This is a genomic window from Chryseobacterium sp. (assembly GCF_019236175.1).
GTDB lineage: Bacteria > Bacteroidota > Bacteroidia > Flavobacteriales > Weeksellaceae > Chryseobacterium.
Genome location: NZ_JAFAJM010000019.1, coordinates 225,991 through 249,091, shown reverse-complemented (window position 1 = coordinate 249,091; position 23,101 = coordinate 225,991). Strand labels below are relative to the sequence as shown.

The 23,101-nt window shown below is 35.3% G+C and carries 28 protein-coding genes and 1 riboswitch; all 28 genes read right to left on the bottom strand.

Annotated elements, in window-relative coordinates; all coding sequences use genetic code 11:
- Nucleotides 1–17 precede the first annotated feature (17 nt).
- Nucleotides 18–665 carry a 3,4-dihydroxy-2-butanone-4-phosphate synthase gene (ribB, locus tag JO178_RS17305; RefSeq protein WP_291938526.1) on the bottom strand — a complete coding sequence of 216 codons (648 nt, stop codon included), beginning with the start codon at nucleotides 663–665 and terminating at the stop codon, nucleotides 18–20.
- Between the two features lie 92 nt (nucleotides 666–757).
- Nucleotides 758–883: riboswitch (FMN riboswitch) on the bottom strand.
- Nucleotides 884–1,039: 156 nt separating this feature from the next.
- Nucleotides 1,040–1,801, bottom strand: coding sequence for an SMI1/KNR4 family protein (locus JO178_RS17300; RefSeq protein WP_291938525.1), 762 nt, complete (start codon nucleotides 1,799–1,801; stop codon nucleotides 1,040–1,042).
- Between the two features lie 8 nt (nucleotides 1,802–1,809).
- Nucleotides 1,810–2,589, bottom strand: a complete 780-nt coding sequence (locus JO178_RS17295; RefSeq protein ID WP_291938524.1) for an alpha/beta hydrolase — start codon at nucleotides 2,587–2,589, stop codon at nucleotides 1,810–1,812.
- 99 nt (nucleotides 2,590–2,688) lie between these two features.
- On the bottom strand, nucleotides 2,689–3,933 hold the full coding sequence (locus JO178_RS17290; RefSeq protein WP_291938523.1) for a hypothetical protein: 1,245 nt from the start codon (nucleotides 3,931–3,933) through the stop codon (nucleotides 2,689–2,691).
- A 383-nt stretch (nucleotides 3,934–4,316) separates the two neighbouring features.
- Nucleotides 4,317–4,877: an SHOCT domain-containing protein gene (locus JO178_RS17285; RefSeq protein ID WP_291938522.1), complete on the bottom strand. Its 561-nt coding sequence runs from the start codon at nucleotides 4,875–4,877 to the stop codon at nucleotides 4,317–4,319.
- Nucleotides 4,878–5,050: 173 nt separating this feature from the next.
- The gene (locus JO178_RS17280; protein WP_291938521.1) at nucleotides 5,051–5,554 is read right to left on the bottom strand and encodes a DinB family protein; all 504 of its coding nucleotides are present in this window, start codon (nucleotides 5,552–5,554) and stop codon (nucleotides 5,051–5,053) included.
- A gap of 36 nt (nucleotides 5,555–5,590) precedes the next feature.
- The gene (locus JO178_RS17275; RefSeq protein ID WP_291938520.1) at nucleotides 5,591–5,974 is read right to left on the bottom strand and encodes a 5-carboxymethyl-2-hydroxymuconate Delta-isomerase; all 384 of its coding nucleotides are present in this window, start codon (nucleotides 5,972–5,974) and stop codon (nucleotides 5,591–5,593) included.
- A gap of 99 nt (nucleotides 5,975–6,073) precedes the next feature.
- Nucleotides 6,074–7,684, bottom strand: coding sequence for a serine hydrolase (locus JO178_RS17270; protein WP_291938519.1), 1,611 nt, complete (start codon nucleotides 7,682–7,684; stop codon nucleotides 6,074–6,076).
- Nucleotides 7,685–7,774: 90 nt separating this feature from the next.
- The gene (locus JO178_RS17265; RefSeq protein ID WP_291938518.1) at nucleotides 7,775–8,236 is read right to left on the bottom strand and encodes a hypothetical protein; all 462 of its coding nucleotides are present in this window, start codon (nucleotides 8,234–8,236) and stop codon (nucleotides 7,775–7,777) included.
- 141 nt (nucleotides 8,237–8,377) lie between these two features.
- Complete coding sequence (locus JO178_RS17260) at nucleotides 8,378–8,770, bottom strand: hypothetical protein (protein WP_291938517.1); 393 nt, start codon at nucleotides 8,768–8,770, stop codon at nucleotides 8,378–8,380.
- A 9-nt stretch (nucleotides 8,771–8,779) separates the two neighbouring features.
- Nucleotides 8,780–9,319, bottom strand: a complete 540-nt coding sequence (locus JO178_RS17255) for a dihydrofolate reductase family protein (protein WP_291938516.1) — start codon at nucleotides 9,317–9,319, stop codon at nucleotides 8,780–8,782.
- A gap of 184 nt (nucleotides 9,320–9,503) precedes the next feature.
- The gene (locus JO178_RS17250) at nucleotides 9,504–9,854 is read right to left on the bottom strand and encodes a TM2 domain-containing protein (protein ID WP_291938515.1); all 351 of its coding nucleotides are present in this window, start codon (nucleotides 9,852–9,854) and stop codon (nucleotides 9,504–9,506) included.
- A 188-nt stretch (nucleotides 9,855–10,042) separates the two neighbouring features.
- Nucleotides 10,043–10,471: a DUF1801 domain-containing protein gene (locus JO178_RS17245; protein WP_291938514.1), complete on the bottom strand. Its 429-nt coding sequence runs from the start codon at nucleotides 10,469–10,471 to the stop codon at nucleotides 10,043–10,045.
- Between the two features lie 68 nt (nucleotides 10,472–10,539).
- A complete protein-coding gene (locus JO178_RS17240) occupies nucleotides 10,540–11,181 on the bottom strand; it encodes a hypothetical protein (protein ID WP_291938513.1) in 642 nt (213 codons plus the stop codon).
- A 191-nt stretch (nucleotides 11,182–11,372) separates the two neighbouring features.
- Nucleotides 11,373–12,467 carry a hypothetical protein gene (locus JO178_RS17235; protein WP_291938512.1) on the bottom strand — a complete coding sequence of 365 codons (1,095 nt, stop codon included), beginning with the start codon at nucleotides 12,465–12,467 and terminating at the stop codon, nucleotides 11,373–11,375.
- 125 nt (nucleotides 12,468–12,592) lie between these two features.
- Nucleotides 12,593–13,252 (bottom strand): DUF2461 domain-containing protein, encoded by a 660-nt coding sequence (locus JO178_RS17230; RefSeq protein ID WP_291938511.1) that lies wholly within the window; start codon nucleotides 13,250–13,252, stop codon nucleotides 12,593–12,595.
- A gap of 89 nt (nucleotides 13,253–13,341) precedes the next feature.
- Nucleotides 13,342–14,910: a rhomboid family intramembrane serine protease gene (locus JO178_RS17225; protein ID WP_291938508.1), complete on the bottom strand. Its 1,569-nt coding sequence runs from the start codon at nucleotides 14,908–14,910 to the stop codon at nucleotides 13,342–13,344.
- 49 nt (nucleotides 14,911–14,959) lie between these two features.
- Nucleotides 14,960–15,361, bottom strand: coding sequence for a DUF2310 family Zn-ribbon-containing protein (locus JO178_RS17220; RefSeq protein WP_291938506.1), 402 nt, complete (start codon nucleotides 15,359–15,361; stop codon nucleotides 14,960–14,962).
- Complete coding sequence (locus JO178_RS17215) at nucleotides 15,321–15,821, bottom strand: DUF2004 domain-containing protein (protein ID WP_291938504.1); 501 nt, start codon at nucleotides 15,819–15,821, stop codon at nucleotides 15,321–15,323. The genes JO178_RS17220 and JO178_RS17215 overlap by 41 nt, the downstream gene beginning before the upstream one ends.
- Before the next feature lie 138 nt (nucleotides 15,822–15,959).
- Nucleotides 15,960–16,679: a hypothetical protein gene (locus tag JO178_RS17210; protein ID WP_291938502.1), complete on the bottom strand. Its 720-nt coding sequence runs from the start codon at nucleotides 16,677–16,679 to the stop codon at nucleotides 15,960–15,962.
- A 28-nt stretch (nucleotides 16,680–16,707) separates the two neighbouring features.
- Nucleotides 16,708–17,379 (bottom strand): DUF4919 domain-containing protein, encoded by a 672-nt coding sequence (locus tag JO178_RS17205; protein WP_291938501.1) that lies wholly within the window; start codon nucleotides 17,377–17,379, stop codon nucleotides 16,708–16,710.
- Nucleotides 17,380–17,396: 17 nt separating this feature from the next.
- Nucleotides 17,397–17,681, bottom strand: a complete 285-nt coding sequence (locus JO178_RS17200; protein ID WP_291938499.1) for a hypothetical protein — start codon at nucleotides 17,679–17,681, stop codon at nucleotides 17,397–17,399.
- Nucleotides 17,682–17,841: 160 nt separating this feature from the next.
- Nucleotides 17,842–18,450 carry a hypothetical protein gene (locus JO178_RS17195; RefSeq protein WP_291938497.1) on the bottom strand — a complete coding sequence of 203 codons (609 nt, stop codon included), beginning with the start codon at nucleotides 18,448–18,450 and terminating at the stop codon, nucleotides 17,842–17,844.
- Nucleotides 18,432–19,370: a hypothetical protein gene (locus tag JO178_RS17190; RefSeq protein WP_291938495.1), complete on the bottom strand. Its 939-nt coding sequence runs from the start codon at nucleotides 19,368–19,370 to the stop codon at nucleotides 18,432–18,434. The genes JO178_RS17195 and JO178_RS17190 overlap by 19 nt, the downstream gene beginning before the upstream one ends.
- A 696-nt stretch (nucleotides 19,371–20,066) precedes the next feature.
- Nucleotides 20,067–20,408, bottom strand: coding sequence for a hypothetical protein (locus JO178_RS17185; RefSeq protein ID WP_291938493.1), 342 nt, complete (start codon nucleotides 20,406–20,408; stop codon nucleotides 20,067–20,069).
- 202 nt (nucleotides 20,409–20,610) lie between these two features.
- Nucleotides 20,611–21,543: a kelch repeat-containing protein gene (locus tag JO178_RS17180; RefSeq protein WP_291938491.1), complete on the bottom strand. Its 933-nt coding sequence runs from the start codon at nucleotides 21,541–21,543 to the stop codon at nucleotides 20,611–20,613.
- Nucleotides 21,544–21,637: 94 nt separating this feature from the next.
- Nucleotides 21,638–21,982, bottom strand: coding sequence for an antibiotic biosynthesis monooxygenase family protein (locus tag JO178_RS17175; protein WP_291938489.1), 345 nt, complete (start codon nucleotides 21,980–21,982; stop codon nucleotides 21,638–21,640).
- Between the two features lie 101 nt (nucleotides 21,983–22,083).
- A complete protein-coding gene (locus JO178_RS17170) occupies nucleotides 22,084–23,076 on the bottom strand; it encodes a phosphotransferase (RefSeq protein WP_291938487.1) in 993 nt (330 codons plus the stop codon).
- Between the last annotated feature and the right edge of the window lie 25 nt (nucleotides 23,077–23,101).

Below are 23,101 nucleotides of genomic sequence, written 5' to 3'. Positions count from 1 at the left end.
CGTTATTCAATATAAGTCTAATTGCTGATAATCATTTTGCGGTAGGCATAGATATCTTCAATGGTAACGACTGTCATTCCTTTTTTGATGGCAAAGTCAGCGATTTCGGGAAGTCTTGCCATAGAGCCGTCTTCATTGGTGAGCTCACAAAGTACAGCATCATCACCCAGATTGGCCATTTTTACAAGATCTACACTGCCTTCCGTATGGCCGCGTCTTTCAAAAACACCGCCTTTTTTGGCAATTAAAGGAAAAACATGTCCCGGACTGGCAATATGCTCGGCTACAGCATTGGCTGCAACTGCTGTTCTGATGGTGGTTACACGGTCTTTTGCTGAAACTCCTGATTCTACACCTTCTCTTGCCTCAATGGTAATGGTAAATGCAGTCTGGTTTTTGGAATTGTTGTTTTCCACCATTGGACGAAGGTTGAGGTGGCGGCTTTTTTCTTCAGAGATACATAAGCAGACAATACCGCTGCATTCGCGGATCAGAAGTGCCATGTCCTGTTCTGTAATGGTGGAAGCAGGAAAGATGATATCGCCTTCGTTTTCACGGTTTTCATCATCTACTAAAAGAATCCCTTTTCCCTGTTGTAATGTTTGAAGTGCTTTTTCAACACGATCTTTGGAGGTAGCTCCGAATTGTTCTAATAATTTTTCCATGTTATTTTACTGTTAAAAGCTAAAATAGTCTTCGGTACATGGAAATGAAATACAATACAATAAGAGTCCATAAGGAATCTTACTGATCATCTCATTTTCTTCTCCCATCCAGACTTTAACTGTCGGTTTTGGAATTTCACCAAATCAGTCCCTTCAGATGAAAGGAGTCGCGGACTGTAACCGCCGGTAGGGAATTTCACCCTGCCCCGAAGAAAACTTATACTAAGTTTTGCTGTATGTTTTAATTTAAATTTTTATTTCATTGATTTTATTTAACGCACAGGCTGCTAATTTCGGGAAGTTTTCTGACATGGAAAAAAAAATTGATCGGATACGGTAATAAATATTTGGTAAAACCTATTTTATGTACAGGATTATGCTGTTTCGTAATTTTTCAGATAGGCAACCATTTTCTTCTCCACAAGGTCTGTAATTGAATCGGCTATTTCGATGACTTTAGGTGGTTGATGATCATGAGCAAAAATATATACATGCTGACTTTCCCAATGATATAAGAGCTGATCTCCATCGCCATACATCCAAAATTCACCTAAGATGAGATAAGGTACCTTTTGTACGATTTGATGACTTAAGTCTGAAAAATCTATTTCTATTCCTTCAAGTTTTAGCTTGGAGATATTTTTGTAGAATAAGATCAGATCGGCCGGTAATTGTATGGAAAGTTCTTTTTCTTTATGTTGAATATCTTTTGAGCTGATACCTGCTTCAATTATATCCGAATCACTATATGATTTTGTTAATTGTCTAAAAAATTTAGGATACACATTTTTTAAATACTCAAATTTATTTTCAACGATTTTCCGGAGCCATTGTTCTTTTTCTTTTTCAGCTTTACAAAAATCAGCAAATTCCTTTTCCCATCTTTTTTGATAAAGATCAGAAAAATGAACGTTTATCTTTTGTGATTCCAGCCATTCAAAAGCTCCCAGCTGCCCAATGTATAAATTTCGGATTCCGCTGAAACTATCTTTAGGCTTTATTTTAAGAAAAGCCAGCCTGCCACATATCTTTTCCAATTGATCTGTATGATCCCTGAACCAGCCTGCCCATTCTTCGGCAGTAAGTCGGCCTTCCGTCAGCTCAGAAAGCCGGCTGATTATTGTTTGTCGTATCATGTTTTTTTTTAGATTAATGTTTTTAAAACCTGATCTAAAATGGTATTGAATTCTTCAGGTTTTTCAAGCATCGGGTAATGGCCGGTCTCAGTGATGGAAGTATAGTCGTAATCTTTCAGGTATTTGCGGTTATTTTCAAGATGAGTCGGAGTAGTATCGGAATTAATTGCTCTTACAGGAACCGTAACCTGTTCTGCAATGGTACGGAAATCTGTTTTATATAAAGGGCGAAGCGTATTAATTGCCATTTCAGGCTCATTTTGAAGAAATTCATCAGAGACTCTTTCTTGTACTGAAGGAGGAGTGTTTTCACTAAACAGATATTGCGGAAGGAAATTCTTCACGGCATTTTTGAAATCGTGACGATAATGAGAAAACAAAAGCAATTCAGCCTGTTCTTCTGTAAATGTTTCACTTAAATTTTTTAAGGTATCTATTAAGACTAAAGCTTTTACCTTTGGGATTTTCAAAGCTGCTTCAAGAACATAGGCCCCGGACATGGAATGTCCTACGAGTATCATCTCTGATGACTGTATGTCATCAGCTACCGTTTTAATATCATTCGCATATTGCTCACTTGTCCAGTCTTTTCTTGAGGTATCTGATTTTCCGTGCCCTGCCAAATCGAGTTGTACAATGTGATAAAGGTCTTTGAAATATTCCTGTTGATCTGCCCACCATTCTGTGTTTCCCAGCCATCCGTGAATGAAGATCAGTGTCGTTTTTCCGTTTCCGGATTCCTGATAATGAATTTTTTGTCCGTCTGCTGAAACTGCATATTTTTCCATGACTTTTAATAATATTAGTGATTGTTCTTTTGGTCAGTTAATTTATAAAAATGATAAAGCCTTATCGACTGGTGGCGTAAAGAAGTTCTGTATTTTCAATTACCATTTCCAGATTTGTGGCTCATTCTTCCATATCAGCAGCCTGAAGTCTTCATAAAGATTTCCGTTGCCGATTGTGTGGGAATCCCGCTGTTCTTTTTCCAGTTTCAGCTGATGTAAAATTCCGGAATGAGCACCTACCCAAAGTGTTTCTTCATCGTCAGATATCGTCATGCCCGATATCGTGGAGCCCAGAAAATATCTCCAGAGACGATTGCCGTTTTTGTCAAACGCTTTAATATAGCCATAAGCATCACCAAGAATATAATAGTCTTTTACGGCAACTCCTGCATATACTCTCATCTCTTCATCAATGAGCGTGAAATCATCGCTCTCCGTATACGCTTCAATATCCGCTCCTGTATACTGGTCTGAATTGATTCCTATTGTGATCCCATTATAGAAATGACACGAATTGGTAATCAGCTGGCTGTCATCTTTTGAAAACAGACAGAAATGAGGGTAAGAAGATTGTGGTCCGATGGCTCCGATAGGATTTCCTTCAGCATCCAGTATCCTGTGATCATAGCCCTGATCACCCACTGCGATATAAGAATTGTCATTGGACAATGCTGCATTTTCCATATCGATTTGGGAAGTCCATTCATCATCATTGTCTTCATTCACCGGATGTATTAATTTTTTCTCCTTTCCGGATATCAGAAAAATTCCTTCTGATGAGACTATGAGTACTTTACTGCCGTCATTAAACGGAGTTATTTCCGTAATTCCGAAATCGGGGTTTTCATCCAGTTCAAACTGGTTGATAAGTTCCCCGTCCCAGTCTTTATAGACTGAGATATGCTGTCCTCTGGCTATGGCAAAGATATTTCCCTTTTTTGATTTCCCAATGGCATGGATGTTTTCATTAAGTCTGGTAATCTGCCCGTGGTCAAGAAGGTAAGCCTGCCTTTTTTCATAAGACGTTCCTGTAAGAAAGACTATTTTTTGATCGGAAATGAACTGCAGATGTTCAATACTCTGGGATTGGGCATTTAGTAAAGGAATGATCGGAGTATAGGCAGGAGGAAAATTTTTTCTGAAATTTTCAATGTCATTATTCCGGTTGGCCTCTTTAAGCATTTCAAAAACCTGTCCGGCCAGGTTTGCTCTGCTGTCTTCAGGCTCTTTCCCTTTCCAGTTTTCCCAGCCATTTTTTTCACCGAATTCAACCATTTCATTGATTTCTGTGGCATAGCGCTCTCCTTTTGAGAACCATTCTTTTTGGATGTCAGTGTTGTTCATTGAACCGTATTTTGTTATCAGTGAAGCTAACTTACAAAAAATAAATGGGTAAGACCGGTTTTGTATATAATGATGGCTTACAGACAAAAATATATGCAGTACCATTCATAAAAGGCAGAAAGAACAGTAAGGAGGTTTTCAGAATATCAACAATTTTAAAGGTTATTAATACCCGTTTGTGGATAAATTATCCACATTGTGTAAAACTTACCTGCTATTAAAGTGCCATGAATACTAGGATTTTAATTGTTTTTGTAGGATGGGTTAAAATGGATATAAAAAAGTTATCCACAATTTATTCACAAAATATAGGCAGCCTCCGAATTGTATATGAAAGAAGAAATAACAAAAAACGACTCCCATAGAGAGCCGTTGTCCTGAATTTATTTTTCAAGCATAATTTTTTCTTTTTCTTTCTGAAACTCTTCCTCAGATAAAACTCCGGAATCTTTTAGTTCTTTTATCTTTTTTAATCGGTCATATTTAGTTTCTGAAGCCTGGCTTTGAATTTTTTCTTTCGGTATGAATTCTTCAGGAATAATGATTTCACCGGATTTTATAGCGTTTTCAATATCCACTTCATAATTGATGAGTCCGCTGCCGATTTTGGCATAATAAACAAATCCGTTTTTTTTATTTCCGCGCGGCATTATTTTTTTCACTTTGAAACTAAGCCCGGAATTGTTTCTTTTAAAAGAATTAGCCTGATTGGCCAGCCCCTGATAGCCTGTCGTGGAAGAATAATTGAACACGGAAGAAGCGTTGGTTCTGATAAACTTGAAATCCCCATCATTCATGGATCCGGTTCCTATTTTTAGATCAAGTCCTTCATAAACTTTAAATCCTACTGAGGTAGTGAGGGTATCATTTTCAAATTTCGGTGCATTTTGCGAATAGTAAATTCCGAAGAATAAAAGAGCAAAAGACAATAATAACTTTTTCATAGCTTTATATTTAATTATCAAAAAATATTGAGAACCAAAAGTAAAATGAATTCAAAAGTTTACCTTACGGGAATCCCTTATGGGTAGATGTAAATGATATTTTTCAGGACTTCTGTATCCGGAAGAGATCCTGGTGATTTATTGGTTTTGAATGAAGTTATAAGACAGGATATTTATTTCTGGTCTTTATAAATATTCCAGAAGTTGAAATCCGTCATCGGAGCATCGGTTATTCCGATATTTCGTCCCATGGTTACAATTTGTCCTCTGTGGTAGGTACTGTGGAGAATGGCATGTTGAATATATTCGTACTTTGAAAAATCACATTGAAACCACTGCGACTCAATTTTCACATTTTTTGACAGGTCTTCTTCAGATAAATTTTCCACATAATCTACCAGTTTCTGTGAATTGTTTTTAATGGCATTGAAAACATCTTCTTTAGTAGTAAATGTCGCGGTTTTTTCAAAATCAAATTCGTTGTTTTCTGCAATGTGGCTCCACCAGTATTCCTGTGTCTGCCAGATATGATGTAATGTTTTCAAAATGGTCGGAAAACTTGAGATGGTTTCCTGATTAAGCTGTTCATCAGACTTTGTGGATAACCAGTCGATATATTTATTGACTACCCAATTATTGTACTGAACGCTTTTGGTGGTTAATGTTTTTAAGCTCATAATGATTCGTATTTTGTTGATTTGATATTGGTGAAATTATAATCCGAAATGCCGGTCTTTATTTATATTTTCAGGATTAATTAAGGCTTTATTGCTGTAAGTTGCAGCTTCAAACTCATTGATATTCACAGACGAAAAAGAAATATCAGGGAGCAATTCCGTCAGACGAATGCTGATATGCCTGGATAGCCCGGCTTTTTGCTCGGTGCTTCGTCCTTCCATAATGTACCCGAAGACATGCAGAAAATTTTTTTTATGTTCTCCCAACCGGTAATATTGATAGGTCTGAAGCCTTACCTTGATGTCGTGGGTCGCAAATAGACCTGTATCATCAGCTGCTTCGTATACTGCATTCATTATTTCCTCCGCTGTTTTTTGCTGAAGAATATTTTCCGAACAGTCTATGATGAAGTGAGGCATATTGCTATTTTGTTTGTTGATTTTGAGGTATATAAAATTAATGAAAATGTGGAATGATTGTTAAAATAAAACCGTTCTATTTTTAGAACGGTTTTATTTTCATTGAACAGATGATTTGATGCTGTACTTAGGTTTCATCTTGTTGGTCATATCCAATAGGATATCATAATTACCCTCTTTTTCTATTTGAAAATTATAAGCATCCATGGCAACGGTTTTACCATCATTATTTAAACCAAGGCTATATCCCCAGTCATTGTCAAATCTGAATTTAAATTCTCCCTTTTTTAATGGATAATTTTTAAGGATATGAATGTCGGGGTTTTTTAGGTCTGTTGTCATCTCAATATCTTTGCCATCCCAACCGGAAGGTGTGGCATCTCCTATAATTCCCCACGAAAAATTTCCTGTGATTCTTTTTCCTGTTTTGATACTGCCGTCTCTGAAATGAATAACAAGTGAGTTCATTTTTCCCGTATTATCAGGCTGGAATTTGAAAGTAAAGTTGTTAGCCAGTTGATAGAAAGTATCAGAAATGGGTAATAATGAGCACCAGGGATAATTTTTTTCTCTGAATATCAACAGTCCATCAATAACATCTACAAAGAAAGTGGTGCTTCCATCTGAGTATGTTCCGGATAATTTTTTTTGATTTTGCGGGCTGATTTTTCCCGTTTGCGGAATAGTATATGGTTTGTCATAAAGAATACTTTCAATTTGAGGAATAATGGAATCAGTATGTGATAATGCGGAATTTGACAATGCAATAACGCAAATATCATCGTCTAATACCTGATAATATCTGCTTCGGTAACCCGGGCCGCCACCATCATGCCCGACTCTTTTTTTGCCGTACAGTTCTGAACTCTCAAAACCTAATCCATAATGATCATTGAGGTACGGAGTAAAAGCCTTTTCTCTGGTTTCTTTTTTCAGAATCTTATTATTTTTCAGAGCTTCATTAAATGTAAAAAGATCTTCAACCGTAGAATACATGGCTCCTGCAGAAAACGGATGATCGGTTTTGAAACGTAATGCTTCGCTGGAAATATGATCAGATAAAAATTCATATCCTAAAGTTTTGTTTTCACGGGTCACATTATTGAAATGAAATCCCGTATTTTTCATTTGCAGTGGCTTCAGGATGTAGTTTTCAATAGCTTCATCATAATTTAAACCACTTACTTTTTTGATGATATATCCAAGAATATAGTATCCGGAATTGGAATAATCCCATTTCTTACCCGGTGAAAAATTGAGTGGCTTTGTGGAAATATATTTTATAAATGTTTCTTCATTGACTGTTTGTTCGGAAGCCGTTTCATTGGGAATTCCGGAAGTATGGGAAAGAAGGTTGGCAATGGAAATACTGTCTCCTTTCGGAAAACCGGGATAATATTTCGAAAGCTTATCATTTAAAGATAATTTTCCTTGTTCTTCCAGTTTCAGAAGAACTATTGCCGTGAACATTTTTGTTGTGGAAAAGATTCTGTAAAGACTGTTGTTGGTATTTTTTTCTTTTTTTAAAACATTTCTGTATCCATAACTGTGCTCAAAAATAATTTTACCTTTTTGGGCAATAAGAACAGATCCGCTGAATTGTCCGGATTTTTCATAGGTATTGAGTAATTTTTCAATTTGTTCCGCTTTTTGGGAAAAAACGGGATGAGTTGCCAGGGCAAAGATAAGGCAGGTTAAAAGAATCTTCATGTATTTTTTAAGTAAGACAAGCGTAAACAACGGGGTATTACATGTTTTTGAAAAAAAATAGCCGTTACATTGCTTCGTGACGTTTTGAGTTTAGTATTTTTTATTCATCTGATCCACAATTTCTTCCGCCCTGTCTTTTGTGATCCAATCCACAATTCTTATTTCTTCCCGATTATTATTAATGAGAACCACAGAATAGGTAGCACCGCTCCATGAGATGTTATAACGGACTCCAGATTTGTATTTTTCCACTGCAAAATCTTTTGCGGAGACAGAATGAATTTCCTTTTTAAGAAAGATTCTGGGTTGGGTAAATAATTTATTTTTATAGCGGATTAAGATTCTATCGGGTTCAATGGTGAGGATGGTTTTTCCGAAGGTATTCCACAGCCATATATAAAGAAATAGAATAAAAAATGCTGCAAAAGGAAGTATCGCCTGGATGCCGGCAACAGGAATAAGAATTAAAATAATAACCAGAGTCATACATAAACCCATTCCCATAATAATGGTGATGAGCCAATTGATTTTATTTTTTATGCTTATGGTCATTAGGGAAGGAGAAACTGTGGTTTAGTTTTTTCTTTCGTATAATGATGTTTTTTCGACACCGGAATTGTAAAGGGTTGGCGATTTTGGGAAAAGATCCCAATCCGGAAGGTGAGTGGCCATTTCTTCACCTAATTTTACAAATCATTTGGTATCCTGAGTGTTAAATTCATAACTGCTTTTTTCGGTAATGATTTCCAAACCTGTTTGCCGGCTGGAAAGAACCGGAATACTGAAGTAATAGACAGAAACAATTTCATTCCATTTTATATACTCTTTTGAGTTTTCTTTCAGGACATAAAAACCATCTTCCCTATATTGAAATATTCCATCTTCCGTATAAAGTCTGCTCATTTCTTTTTCAACAGATTCATAGTCTTCTTCATCACCCGGAGCGTAGATTTTTGCTCCTGCAAAACAAATAGCGACAAAACATAGGAAAATAATGGCATATGACATTTTTTCACTGTCAAAAACAGGATAATTAAAGAGCACTAAAACTATAATTGCAGAGCTTATAACAAGAATTTTTTTCATAACTATTTTCTAAGTTTCGTAGATAAGTTGTACCACGCCGGATTTGAAAACATTGGTTTTGATTAATTTTAGATTCAATCTTTCTGTCAGATCTTCAAACAAAGGTTTTCCGCTTCCTAAAGCAACCGGATGAACAGATATTCTGTAAACATCCACCAGATTATTCTGGATAAATGTTCTGATCAGGCTTGCTCCGCCGTATAGCCAGATATTTTTGCCACCCTGATTTTTTATTGCTGAAACTTTCTCCACAATATCAGAGGTAATGAAAGTCGCATTTTGATCTTCCCTGTTTTGGCCTGAAAATACAAATTTTTCTTTTGAATGAACTGTCTTCCAGAGTTTTTGATCTTCAGGATCCGCATGTTCCTCAGGCTGATAATTTCCCCAGGTGTCATAGCTTATTCTTCCATAAAAAATAGTATCAATATCCGAAAGAAATCCATCAAAATCCATATCATCATCCATAATGCACCAGTCCACTTCTCCGTTGGGACCTTCGATAAATCCGTCTAGAGTAGTGGCAAGATCTAAGATTATTTTTTTCATATAAGAATCATTTTTTTGTGTACACAGCAAAGGTAGTTTTTACTTTTTTTATCCGGAAGACTGCATGGATCATTCTTCCGTTAAAATCAGGACTATAGATTTTCTATTTGCAATTTTAATCATTGTAATGGGCAAAAAAACCGCTCTAAGAATAGAACGGCCGGTATTTTACGGGAAGCGTATATTATTCTGTAATAATAGCTCCTTTAGGCTGAAATTCAGAAGAACTTGAATTATTATTGTTGTTGTTGGAAACCGCATTCAACATAGCCATATTTCTTGCATGCGCTTCTTCCTGCTCGCGTCTTTCAATTTCCTGAATCTGATTTGAAATTAAAAGATTATGATTATTTACTTTTGAAGGAATGGTAAATAAATCGATAAGTGCCCAGACTCCTAATCCTCCCAGGGTAAACCAATATAAAATCTGAAGCCCCCATTTTCCAAGGTATGCATAGTGGCATCCTACAAAAAACCAGCATAAATAAGCGGTTCCGGTTGATTTCATTTGGGACATCAAAAAATGTTTGTTCATCTTTAAAAGTTTTTAAGGTTATTGTATTAGTTTTTGTGCTTTTCAGCAAAATTGCAAAGAGGCCGAATTTACATATTCTTCTGATATGAATGAGAGAAAAATGAATTTATTTTAATGTGATTTTTGTAATTACCTGACAATCAAATGTATATAATGTATATTGCGATTGGAAAATATAGGACTTATGCTTAATGTTTTTGTTCAATACCGTATTGCAGAGCAGTTTTGAGAACTTCAAGGTTGAGATCCCTGAGTTTTTTGAATTTAATGCAGTATCCTGTTACCTCTGCTTTACCTATCTTTCCGGCCAATGTTTTGGAAAGGTAAGTTTTATCATCAATTCCCAGAATATATACAGAAATTCCGGTTGTGTTGGCGCTCATCCCGATCTGATAAAAGTCTTTTGTTGTTCCGTCAGCATACCGAATACTGCGAAGCCCGTAACCGATATTGGGATTGGAAACTAGTTTTCCGGTCTCATTTCTGCCATCCAGAAACCATAATCTGCATTCCGGCATAAGTTCCAGAATAATGCGGTGGAGCTCCTGCATATCGTTACGTTTAAGTTCCGGCTGAGAAGTGATGTATTCCAGGATTTGGGTTGGGATTGTCATCATAAAATGAGGAGTGATTATCCGGATAAAATTAGTTTTTAATTCTCAAACTTTTTGAATGCCTTTGTATTTTACTGATAGGATGCATTGAGTTCATCGATTTTTTTCCTTAAATCTTTCAATGTAAACCGGTCGGGATCACATTGTGCTGAAGGAATTTCATGTTCAAAGAGAAAATCATTAAAATCATCACAGTCGCGGAAAATATTAAGTTCTTTATTTTTTAAATCCAGGACTATTCCTTTGTTATTTCCGCTGATAAGCTGAGTCAGGGAATTGAGTTCACTCAGAAGCCCTTTGTTCCATATACTTCTCACACTTTCCTCAAAATATAAGAACCTGCCGTAGGATAAAACTTTGCAGAATCTTGAATACACATCAGCCTCATATGTCTTATCTTCTTTGTTGGTATATTTTCTAAAGGTCTGAAAATACATTTCTCCTTTGTAGGAAACAGCCAGTGGTTTTCTTATTTTCCGGTCATCTTGTTTGTCATAAAAAAAAACTTTATCAGGTAGTGTGGCAGCATCATTTTTTACGGCAGTTTTGAAATAAATGTCTTCGGCTGAGCTTGGGGTTTTTTGGAGAACCTCTTCCAGGGTCATATATATACCTTCCGGGAATTCTCCTTTTTTTATTGATAGGTATTCTTTTTTCTGGGCAGTAATCCCATTGAAAATTAAGAAGAGAAAGGCAAAAATATACAGCTTCATGAATGCTTGTTTTGGGGTCGGTTAATTAGTTTTTCCAGGGATTAAATTACAAAAAATACGGAGTGAAAACTGAGGAAAGAAAAAGGTTAACTTTTATTTAATCTTCGTATTCAGACGAAGAAATCATGGAAGAACAAAAATAAACCCACACTGATTTTTCAGTGCGGGTGATGTATAAATAATATTGTTTTTTATTGGTTCCACATGGATTGGTAATGTTCCAACTGAGCCATTTCTTCGGCCATGAAAGAGGGATCATTGTGCTGAACTCTCAGCTGCTGAATGACATCAACGCTGGCCAGAACACCCTGTGTAAACCAGGGAAACTCACTGGCCAGAGCATTCAATTTAGCCAAAGCTTTCAGGCTTTCCCCGTGGTTGGAAAGAAATACGGCGTGCTCAAATCTGAATACAGGGCACCAGTAATATTCTTCTGCCATTTTTTGCCAGGTTTCTTCATCGCATTTTCCAGCAATTAAAAAGTTGATGGCGTATATTGAAGAATCTATATAGCCTTCAGAAAAGACAAAATAATTGAGCAGACCAATTTCTTCTTGATCACCCTCAGACTTGATTTTATTCTCAATAAGTTCGTTGATCAGCTGATGAGAGCGTTTTTTATCATCATCATTTTGCGAAAGATGTAAGACATTGGCATATTCAATTCTGACAATATCTAAATCCGGCCTCAGTTCATAAGCTCCTTTGGCGTAATGTAATGCATTAGGAATGGCATCCAGTGTACGGTAAAGTTTGGACAGCGCAATGATTAATCTGATGTCCTGAAAATCCTCCTGATTAATATGGGTTTTCTGAAAATCAACTGCTTTGAGTGAGTGCCTGTCTTTTACGAATCGTTCGATAACCTGCCATTTCTGTAATTTATTAAATTCAGTTTCATCCCACTGTTCAAAAAGGACCGATTTTCTGTCCCATACAGAGCGGATCTGTTTCCATTGGCTGAAAGTGTAATTAAAAGCTTCATGTTCCTGATAAAGATTTCCTTTATCATCCTGCAGGTTAAATTCAACGTTGTAATCCGGAGAAGAATAATACTGTCTGATCGAGTGATAGACTTCTTCTCTGAATAATTCGGGAGTATTGGTTTCTATTTCAGGATCTTCTGAAGTTTTGTTTAGCATTTTTAAGAACAGGTCCTGATCTTTTTGAGATAAAGACTGGAGTTTTTCCGTTGCTTTTTTCTCAATAACTTCGGTATTTTCAGAGAAATTACGGGTTTCATTTTTCTTTTCAGTTTTCCCGAAAAGTTTTTTAAATAGGCTCATAGTTTTTTTATATAAAATGAAGAAAAAGTAGGGATACTGAATACTGTATCAGATTTCCGGTTTCTTTTTCAGAGGAGACTAAATTAAAGAAAAAAGCAATAATAAAAACAGATTGGGCTTCGGTTTTAAAATAAAGGCTCTCCGTTCAGATCCGTGGTCAGTACTTCACTCATATAATCAAAAAAAGGACGCATGGCCAGTAATGTCAGAACGGCTTCCTTCTGAAAATTGTCAGATAAAACTTCCTTATCGGTAAACGTACGCATGACGATGAATTGTTTTTTGCGGATTAAATCTATGGCAGGATGGCTTTTATCAAAGCCCCGTGGTGCTGTTTTTACGGAGTCTCCTTTCAGTTCTCCGAAATATTTCACAAAAGTTTCATCAGCAGTAATCTTATCGATTGCTGTTGTACTGAGTTCAAATTCTTTACGGATACGGAGTAAATCTCCGGTTTCCGGTCCCCAGAATCCGCCTCCTACAAAACTGTTTCCGGGTTCCAGCTGAATATAATAACCACCTCTCAGCATGGGTTTTGAACGGGAGTATCCTACTCCGAAATTGGTTTTATAAGGTGTCTGATCTTTGGAAAAACGAACATCCCTGTAGATTCTGAAAATATGAATTCCTTTTAACTTGTCATGCTCCTGAAGCTCATTGTAGATCTGAGTGAAAAAAACTTTGTTTTCTTTCACGATGGAGTCATATTCAGGTTTGTTGCCGGCAAACCAATCCCGGTTGTTATTTTTTTCTAACTGTTTAAGAAATTCGAATGCTTTTTTCATAGGAGTCTTATATGTTTGATACCTGAAACTGATCTTCAGACGTATCCGTTTTATTTTATAGAAGGAAATTGTGTTTTCATGGCTTACTATCATTCATTTTCATCATCATATTCAATTGACATGTTTGTTTGTTGTTTCAGTTGTCCAGACATAATAAGCCCAATGATAAATCCACTTATAAGCCCACCAATATGTGCTGCATTATCAATACCACCTGCAAGGCCCATAAGTAAGTTAACTCCAACAAAGATAAGAGTACTTACCAAAAATGCTTTTCCAAAATCCGGTGGAAATACTTTTAATAGCAAGCAGGCTAAGAAAAATCCGTATAGGCCGAATATGGCTCCGGAAGCTCCAACACTTACGGTAGCATCATACCACCAGATACTTGCAATACTTGCAAAAATTCCGGTGATTAAATAGATGAAAGCATATTTTACCTTTCCTAAGATAGGTTCAAGGAAAATGCCAACAAATAAAAGGCCGTACATATTAGCTAAAATGTGCATGAGCCCTCCGTGAAGAAATGTACTCGTTAATAAACGCCACCATTGTCCATTGATGGTTAATGGTTTAAAATTAGCACCCCAATTCAACAGGTCTTCTCCTTTGAATGATATCAAGCCTAATCCGGAGAAAACCATTATGATATAAATTAACAGATTTAAGTTGATTATAATAGGGGTTATATAAAAGCCTTCTTTAGGGACGAAGAAGGCTAATATTTCTTTTACATCAGAGTCTTCTGTCATTTCTCCTTTCCGGAATTCTTTCAACTTATTGTCCTCAAATTTTGGAAATAGTAAAAGGATGCAAAAGACTAAGAGGCCGGCACCCAAAGAACCTAATATCCAAGAAAGTTTGGTCCCGTTTCTGGCTTCAAAAGGTTCTGTCTTTGCCTGAAAAATAAGACTTTCGTCTGTTGAGTTTTGTCCCAGTTTCTTGAGAGCATTATTAAATTCATCATGATCTTCCGTATTTCCAATGACTTCTAAATACGTGAATTTTCCAAAATCGGTGTTTTCAAATTCCTTTTGTGATTGTTCCGCAAATACCTTGTATCGGGCTTCTTTTTCCTGCTCTGAAAGGCTGTTGCTGATTTGCTCATTGTATTTTTTTCCCAGCCAAAACTTATTATTAAAATTCTCAATGCTGGTCTTGTTTTCCAAAATTGGCATTGCAACATAGATAAGCATATTAAAATTCTGATTATTCTTTCCTGTGACAGAAGCCGTGTTTTGTACGGTAATATGCTGCTTATCGATATAATAATTTTTTATCGAATAATATTTTGTTTTATCGTGCTGGGTAATTTGTGAAATGTGATCAAGCCGGGTTAATCTCCCTGTTGCTGTCGTTAGATATTCCTGTGCAATGATTGTAGGAATAGCAATAGCAATGCAGGCCAAAAACTGATAGAAAAAAGAGGCGTTATCATTTTTAAAATGCAGTAATTTTATTCGAGGTCTCAACCAGATTAAAACCGGTATCCAGGGTAATCCAAAAGGAAACCAGAATTTCAGAATATCCTCTTTGAGCGGAATTCCTGCTTTTATAAATAACAACCAATGGAGAAGGGTATAGGTTGTTATAAATCCTATTGCTATAATGAGAAAAGGTTTGTAAATGAATTTCAGTTTATCAGTAAATCCAATCATGTTGGGGTAATTTGTTCTTTATGGGGTGTTAAAAATGTTATCTACTCAATTATCTATTAGGAGATATGGTTGATACAATCTTACATTGATCGCATTTGAAATCATAAAAATCATGGAGTTTTGTATTTAATTTCCACTTTTTTTGGCAGACAGGGCAAGGTTTGATCTCGTCTCCTTTTTTATGCTTTTTATAGTTGTATAAATAATAATAGGTTGGAATATTCGTAAGTTTTTCAATTTTAATACAAATATCAATTCCTTGTTTTGATAACTGAGATTTTGTATCCTGCATTTGATTTAAAGCCCATCGTTCACCGACTTCGCAATTCATTTGCAGTCGATCGCAAGATTGATAATTGGTTTCCCAGCTTAAAATTGGCACATATTCAAAATCATATTCTGAAAGAAATTTAGCTTTCCATAGCCATATAGTCCAGCTGTCCGTTTTCATCCGTATTGACTACGACTAAATAATTGGTAAAATCTTCTCCTATTGAATAATCTGAAACGGCAAAATTCTCCTCGCTGTCGGGATAAAGTCCTATCCTTAGCAATTTAAGTTTTGTCAGTAGCTGTTGCTCTGGTTTTATTGTTGTGTCATGAAAATTGATCAATGATGAAAAATGGTCTTTTTCAAATTCTTCCAAATGGTGCTCCAGATAAAATTTTACGGTGTCTCCGTTTTCATCATGATAATCTTCCAGGATGTATTGTTTATTGAACCGGTCGAATTTTTCGATATTGTCAAGATAATTTTTTACTTTGTCCAGCTTTAAGGCGTCAATACTGCCATTTTCAAAATTCAGGTCGATCTGAATCCTGTTTCCGTTTACATCGATATAAACATCATAATATTCTTCTAAATTGTCTGTAGATAATTTTCCAAAATGGGGTAAGGTGTATTCTTTCATGATGGGTATAAAATCGGGTATTAGTGAGGTCCTAATTTACATATTCCTTTACACAAATAAGGTATTTTATTTTTTTCAGGAAGAAAACATTGATAGTATAGAGGTAAAATATTCAGGCCGTCACAGGAATATCACCCGCTATTGATTGGCGTTTAGAATTCTAAGCATGATTGTATTGTTTGCCTTTTTAGCTTCTTCGATTGAGCGCAACCCATTATAAAATTTATTATAAGCGGAAAAAAACAGACGATTTTTAATAATGAACATATTTCCAACAGTAATCATATTTTTAGATGTATTGTTTTTTCTGATCGTTATCAGAGTAACATATTGCCTGGAATTTTCAGATAATGAATAGCTTTCAGTGATTACCGGCTTTTCAAATATATTTTTTTCATTTATTGTTTCAAGCTTTTTTTTCAGATTTTCCCAATAAGCAGAATTTAAATATGTATTGAGATATTCTTCATTGACTTCAGCAAAATAAGAATGATCTGCTTTTTTATTTTGATTGGCATTGGTTACATAGATTTGAAAAAAATCATCAAACTGATCTTTCCATAAAACGTGTAAATTCTTGTAGAGTTTTTTATTGACATAATAAGCGGCAAAAGTATTTCCGGGAAAGTTCTTACTCTGTATATAATCTTTTGATGCTGTATTATGAATGATATTATACATTCCTTCAATTTTAGGAACACACAGAACAGCTTCTCCAAACCGGAAGGTATATTCACAATTTTTATCTGAAGGGGTGAGATTAAAATAAGCAGGAGTATCCGCATGAGAATCGGGTTCAGGGTTTGGCTTCGTGCAACTGATTATAAAAATCAGACAAAAAAGATATAAACTTTTCATACATGTAAGATTCGTATATTTCAACGTATCAGGGTTTAGTAAAATTTTCAATATTTTCAAATACCTTAAAATATATCTTTTCATCTCCTTTTGAGAACTCATCAATTGTGCCGTCCTTCTGCATCGTTGAGGTTCTTTTGAATGTTCTGATATTTTTTCCGAGAATCCCGGCAATTAAATAAACCTCACCTACAGAATTCACCTTGAAAGCCGTTTCTTTTGTTTTTCCGTCGCCATTTTGCATGATATAATTTAATAATGTTTTTGACTGTGCAGCATATAAGCCATAATTGGGGGCTTCTTTATCCTTCTTTTCATAGGCTAGCAGTATATAGGTAAGAACCTCAGTATTGGTAGGATCTTTTACTAGATATTTTTCCCCGTAGTTAATTGTTTTTTTCCAGTTTTTCTGGGAGATGCTTTTCATAAAATCTAAATAGTCCGGATCAAAAAAGTAAGTTCGGTATTTTGAGAAATTTTTCCCATAATATAAATTTTTCACTTCCTCATCTGATAAAGAAGTAGGATCGAATTTAAATTTATAAATCAGCTTTTCGTAGTAGAATTCTGAATTTTCATTCTGTACATTTATTTTAATCGAGTCAAGATTTATATTTTGAGCCTGGGACCATGCTGAGAAAAATGAGAGAATGATGATGTATATTTTACTGCGTATATCTGAAAAAAAAGTAATTTTCATAGGGTATTTTATTTTGTTTAAGTTTGGTTTGAGATAAAAAACTGCCATTGTACGGTCTGGTTTTTAAATTGTTTTTCATCATATATCCTCTGCTTTATCATAAAATGATCCGATTCCCGGCCTTCGATTGTTTTCCAGCCAGATTGTGGAAGCCTGTCTTCAGTCAATTGTTCTTGATGATATTCCGTCTTTGTAATATTGTAAGAGATGTTCATCGGGAAATGCTTTCTGCATTTCAGCCAGTTCAGAGCTAATAATTTTTTTGTTGTAAAGATTTCATTTCTTGTAATAAGTGTTGTCATCGTTTGCCGTTGATTTCTAAAATAAAACGTTCTTTTAGGATGTTTATTTTCTTTATAAGTCCTGTTTTTTCGATGTTTCCTGATACTTTGGAGAGTTTTTTAAAAGAGATTTATTTGGATGCTTCCGGCTCAGAGTCAGGTAACTTTTTGTTAGGGAGACCTATTTAATTTTTTTCAGGTAATTTCTTTTGTTTTTCCAATGGGAACCAAAAAACAGAAACTTTTTTTTATGGGTATATATTTTTGATTTTCTGGCGGGCTTATTGTCTGTTCTGTAAGCAAAAAGCTTATGGCCTCTGATTTTATATTTCAGGTGGTAATCGATATTATTTTCACAATTTAAATCATGGTTGTGATAGTTTCCCGATATGATTTCTTCAGTTGTCAAAGAATCATTCTGTGATTCTGTTTCTCTTTTATTTTTATTGAATTTTAGATAGAGATGGTGATCTTTCAGTTGATAAATTCCGGAAAGCTTCCTGTGTACAAGGTCTCCTGAAAATTCATAGTTAAATTGATGATCGTTCTTTAATTCAATTGTAGTGATAAAGAATCCAAAATCAGCTTCTTTTGACCGATAAATTCCCGCCGGATTCTGTTGTGAATAACATGATGAAAGAAATAAAAGGACTAAAATCAGGTTAAAAGTTTTCATGGTGTAATCAGATAAATTGGTACGGATGATCTCCTGTTCCCGAGGAGTTTTTTTAAGAGTATCATTGGGATGTTTAAGAGTGGTTTGGCTGGTTTTTACCAAAATTTCCACCATTTGTTTTTAGGTGTAATGGGATTAGGTTTTGGTGTGTCATTGATTCCATGTGTATTTTCTTTCTGAGAATTTTCAGAACTTTCCAGTTTAAATTGGGCGATTAAGTTCAGGTAATCATTTTGAGCTATAACGTCTATTACAAATTGCTTTTCATCTATTTTAGTCAGCAAATGAAGATTTTCTTTAATGAATGTTTCGTAGGGAATTCTGGCAAAATCTTGTTCATGGCGTAAAATGATAAAGTCTGCCGGTTTGATAAGCTGCCGGAAGCCGCTTTGGATCAGCAGAAAAGTCCAGTTTTCCAAAGACTTATCGTTATTTTCCATTTCCATTTTTGTGGGAAATTCAATATTTTCAAATTCGGATTCTAAATGTTGATTTCTTTTAATCCCATTTATAATTCTGTCTGCTAAGATCTCTATGGAAGGATTATCGCCGGAATATTCTTTCAAAACTTCTTTTCCAAAATAAAATGGAATGTGATATCCGTTTAAAATAATAGATGAAGCGGAATCTTTTTCTATTACACTTCTTAAAATCTCAATATTGTGGGTTTTATTTTGGTGGGCCCATTCTAAATTAAAATGACGGGAAAAATTTTCGATAGTATAACTGCCTTCATCTGTTTGAATTTCGGAATTATTCAAGTTCGCTAAAGCCGAAGCCAGCTTTGCTGCTAAAAAATAATCTTCACCTGAACAGCCGGTATTGATTTCAACCCAATACTTATTTTCTTTGTCTTTCAGATTTACCCCACGTGTAGAAAACTGAGGAAGAAAGAATATAGAATGGGTATTCAGAGCGTGATGATTCTCAAGAAGAGGTTGGTATTTAATCTCATCAATTTGGAAATCAACCAGATCAAGAAGATCTTTATATGTAAGGGTATTCTTTTTATTAATTTGAAAATTATAACTCATGGTTTAAGGTGTATTTTTTTAATTAGTTTTCGGTAGTTGCGGGGTTCTATTTGCGCTGTGAAGCGAATGCTTATTTATCTGATCACTAAAAAATAAAGAACTTTTTATACTGAATTTTTAGATTAAAGAATCAATTTGAGTAGTCTTTTTTGTTTGAGCAAATATTATTAAATACTTTTTCTCAAGATCAATGGCTTATGACAGAAAGTTAGCATGATATAGACAAACAGAATAATAATTCGGATTATTTTCAAGGTTAATGTAGATAATTTCTTTAGTACGAACTTCAAATTGCTGACGGATACGAATTAAATCTTTGACTTCAGGTTCCCAAAAACCGACCTATAAAGATTGTTGCCAGGTTCCAGCTCAGTAATTGCGTGCTTATAAAAATATTGATAACAACAAAGAAGTTATTAAAATTGAGTTTTTCATGATCAATGGTTCTTAGTTTTCTGCCGTCCAAATCTACGAATTACCATGGGTATTTCATAAGTTCAAAGAAATAGTTTTTATGTAGAGTGCGAAAGTTTACACAAATGTTACTTGTTATTTTCAGGTTTTACAGATGTGAAAGGGAGCAATAACAGTCATTGCAATGGACTCAGATAATAACAAATCCGAAGTCGGAAGACTTCGGAGTATGGGTTGTATTAAGGTAAGCCGGGGAAGCTTGGCTACCGCTTGAACTTTTTTTTAACGTCTTTTAGGAACATAAGTTTTATTACCATTGCTATTGTAATAATACTGACCGCCTCTCGGTCCGGTTTGAATCGTCTGGCCGCTGCCATAGTTGTAGGCCTCATTTGAATAATCTCGCGCACGGGAACCAGACTGCCCTGTATAGGCATTGGTATTTCCTGTAGTAGAATAGTTGTCCTGATTGGTACTGTTATTATTAGTCTTGTAGTGAGGTTGTACATACGTTCCTGTACTTGGCTTGTAATAACCGGATTGATAGCGTGTACTGCTGTTGGTTTGTGCATAAGCCAGCGAGGAGAAAGCTAAGCAACCCAATAAAAACATAAATTTTTTCATATCTGTTTTATTTTTCTCTGCCTACTCTCATCAGTTTTCGGCTACCCTGTGCTTACTTTTTTATTTTGATATCGGTGTTCAGCATGTCCGAGTTTGAGGAATCGTTGATTATAGTTTTACTAAAAAAATATTTTATAAATCTACACATTATATTGATAATGTACTGATTATTTGTTTTTATTTGTTGAATTATTCGTTTTTTTTACTTTTCATTGGCAGAAAGCACAGTCTCGCTGATATCTGCCACTTGTATACTTTTAACAGATGACTGCGTTGAAGAAGTTGTACTTCCGCCGATGATGTATAGTTTATTGTGATATACCTCCGTTGCGGCATGTCTTCTGGGAATCATATTGGATGACAGCTGATGTAGCTTATTGGTGATTGTATCAAAATAGGCCAGAAAAGATTGATTATTAACACCTCCTGCAATAAAAATTTTATTACCGGATACCGCTAATGAGTGTCCGTATATACCGGCAGGCATTGTATATTGCTTGATCCAGAGATTGGTGTTGAGGTCGTAAACATTGATCAGGCGGGATGGAGTCCCGTTAAAACCTCCGATGACATAAAGTTTATCGTTTACAATTTTGCCCTTTGCTTCTCTGGCTGTAGGCATATTGGGTAAGGGATGCCATGTATTGGATGCAATATCATAATACTGGAATCTATTAGAAAATGCGGTGGTTGCCGCACCATTCAGTCCGCTGCCGCCGAACACATATATTTTTCCGTTATGAATGGCAGAGCCTGCATTTCCTGTATAGGAACGGTTAACAGCTCCTTTCGTTATGGTATTGGTTGCCAGATCCAGAATTTCAAGATGGCTGTTTCCCCAGCCGTTAAAAATATAGATTTTATTATCGTAAGTCTCCGAATTCGCAAATTTTTTGGGCAGTAGATTCGTATTGAGAACACTCCATTTGTTGTCGGTAATATTATATTTTTCAATATAATTGGCATTACCTCCCTTTTCCTGATATCCATTGCTCACATAGATATTATCATCCACGATGACACTGGTTATGGCGCCTCTGCCTACAGACATATTGGCTAGATTTTTAAAATCAAGGGTTTGGGCGTGGGCTAGCAATGAACCTAAAAGAATAAGGAATAATAATTTTGTTTTCAAGGGTGTGGGTTTTAGTTTAAATTGATTTTCTGTAAACAATTTATTTCACTGATAATACATTCAGTGGTAAAAAGCATTCCTGTGCTCCATTTTTTTATATTCCAGTGCCTCCTAAAATTTCCAGTTCCTGTCCCTTTGTTGGTTGTCCGTCTAATATTGGCATTGCTTTCATGATGAGTGCTCTTACGTCCTCATTTTTTAGAGAATTGTCATGGTCGTCTTTGCTATCCCAGATTTCTGTAATATACACAGAAGTTGCATCATCCCTGTCATTACTCACTGCATAAAGTTTACAACCTTTAGCTGTTGATACAAGTTGAGCTGCTTGTATTAAAATATCAGCAAGCTCCTCTCTATGTCCTGGTTTTGCCGTTAGTTTTCCATGAAGTAAATATTGAGTTTTCATATGTTCTGTAATTGTTTTTACAAATGTATTCATTTATATAGCAATTTTGAAGGTAGTACTCATCAACGGGAAACAAAAACTGTTCTCCAAAAAGTAGAGTAGTTAGTATATTATATTGTCTCGGTTGCTGACCGTTATTGAATTTCAATTTTGTTGTATATCATCCATCGTTTTAAATTTCCAACCATTCTTTTCAAATGGTCTTCATTTATGAAAATATTCGTCCAATAATCAAATCTGTCGCATTGTACACTAATATAATAGACCATAATGGCTAAACAGGCAAAAGGTAAAAACTCTTTTTCTTCGGTACTGATTTCAGTTATGGTTTCGTAGCCTTTCAAAAAACTTTCTGCTTTTTCTTGATATTCTTCTTCGTTCAGATGAGTGGTAAGCAACTGAAACAGGAAATAAGAAATGTCAAAACATAAATAGCCGTTGCCACAAAAATCAAAATCAAAAAATGTGATTTCCTTTTCATCATCAATGTGCAGATTATCAAACCAAACGTCAAGGTGAACACTTCCGGATCTCATTTCAGCTTTGTTAATATTTTGGATTTTCAGGGTTAAAAAGGCAGATAGCTTTTCTAAAAATTCAACTTCACTGATATTTTTATGAAAGAATTTTTTTATCCTTAAAACAGGTTTTGTAAGCAGGTTCTCGCTATTGTAAGACATTCTGTTGAGTCCAAAATTTTCTGTTGATTGATGAACTTTGGCTAATGCCTGGCCGATCAGAAAACTTGCCTGAGGTGAAAATTTTGCGGTCTTTGTTCCTTTGGCATAGGAGAACAAAACACCAAATCTTTTTCCTTCCGGTGCTTCAATCTCTTGGATGTATTCGTTTAATTTATCTTTTATGGGATAAGCAGCCTGTCGGTCGTTTTCTTTTAAGTAAGCTAATAATTTTAATTCTTCCTCAATTTCTAATTTTGTCCGCCAATTGTGGGTGTAAACTCTGAAAACATATTTCTGTTCGCCATCCTGAACGATATACAAATGGTTCATGGCAAGTCTAAATATGCTGCATTCGGTTTTGTCACTTAGTTTATATTTTTGTTGAATAAGTTGGCCAAGGGCTTTGGGGGAAAGTGTGCTGTTTATGGTGGGAAATTTCTCTGCCATCAATTCTTTGTTTGTCTATGGTTAC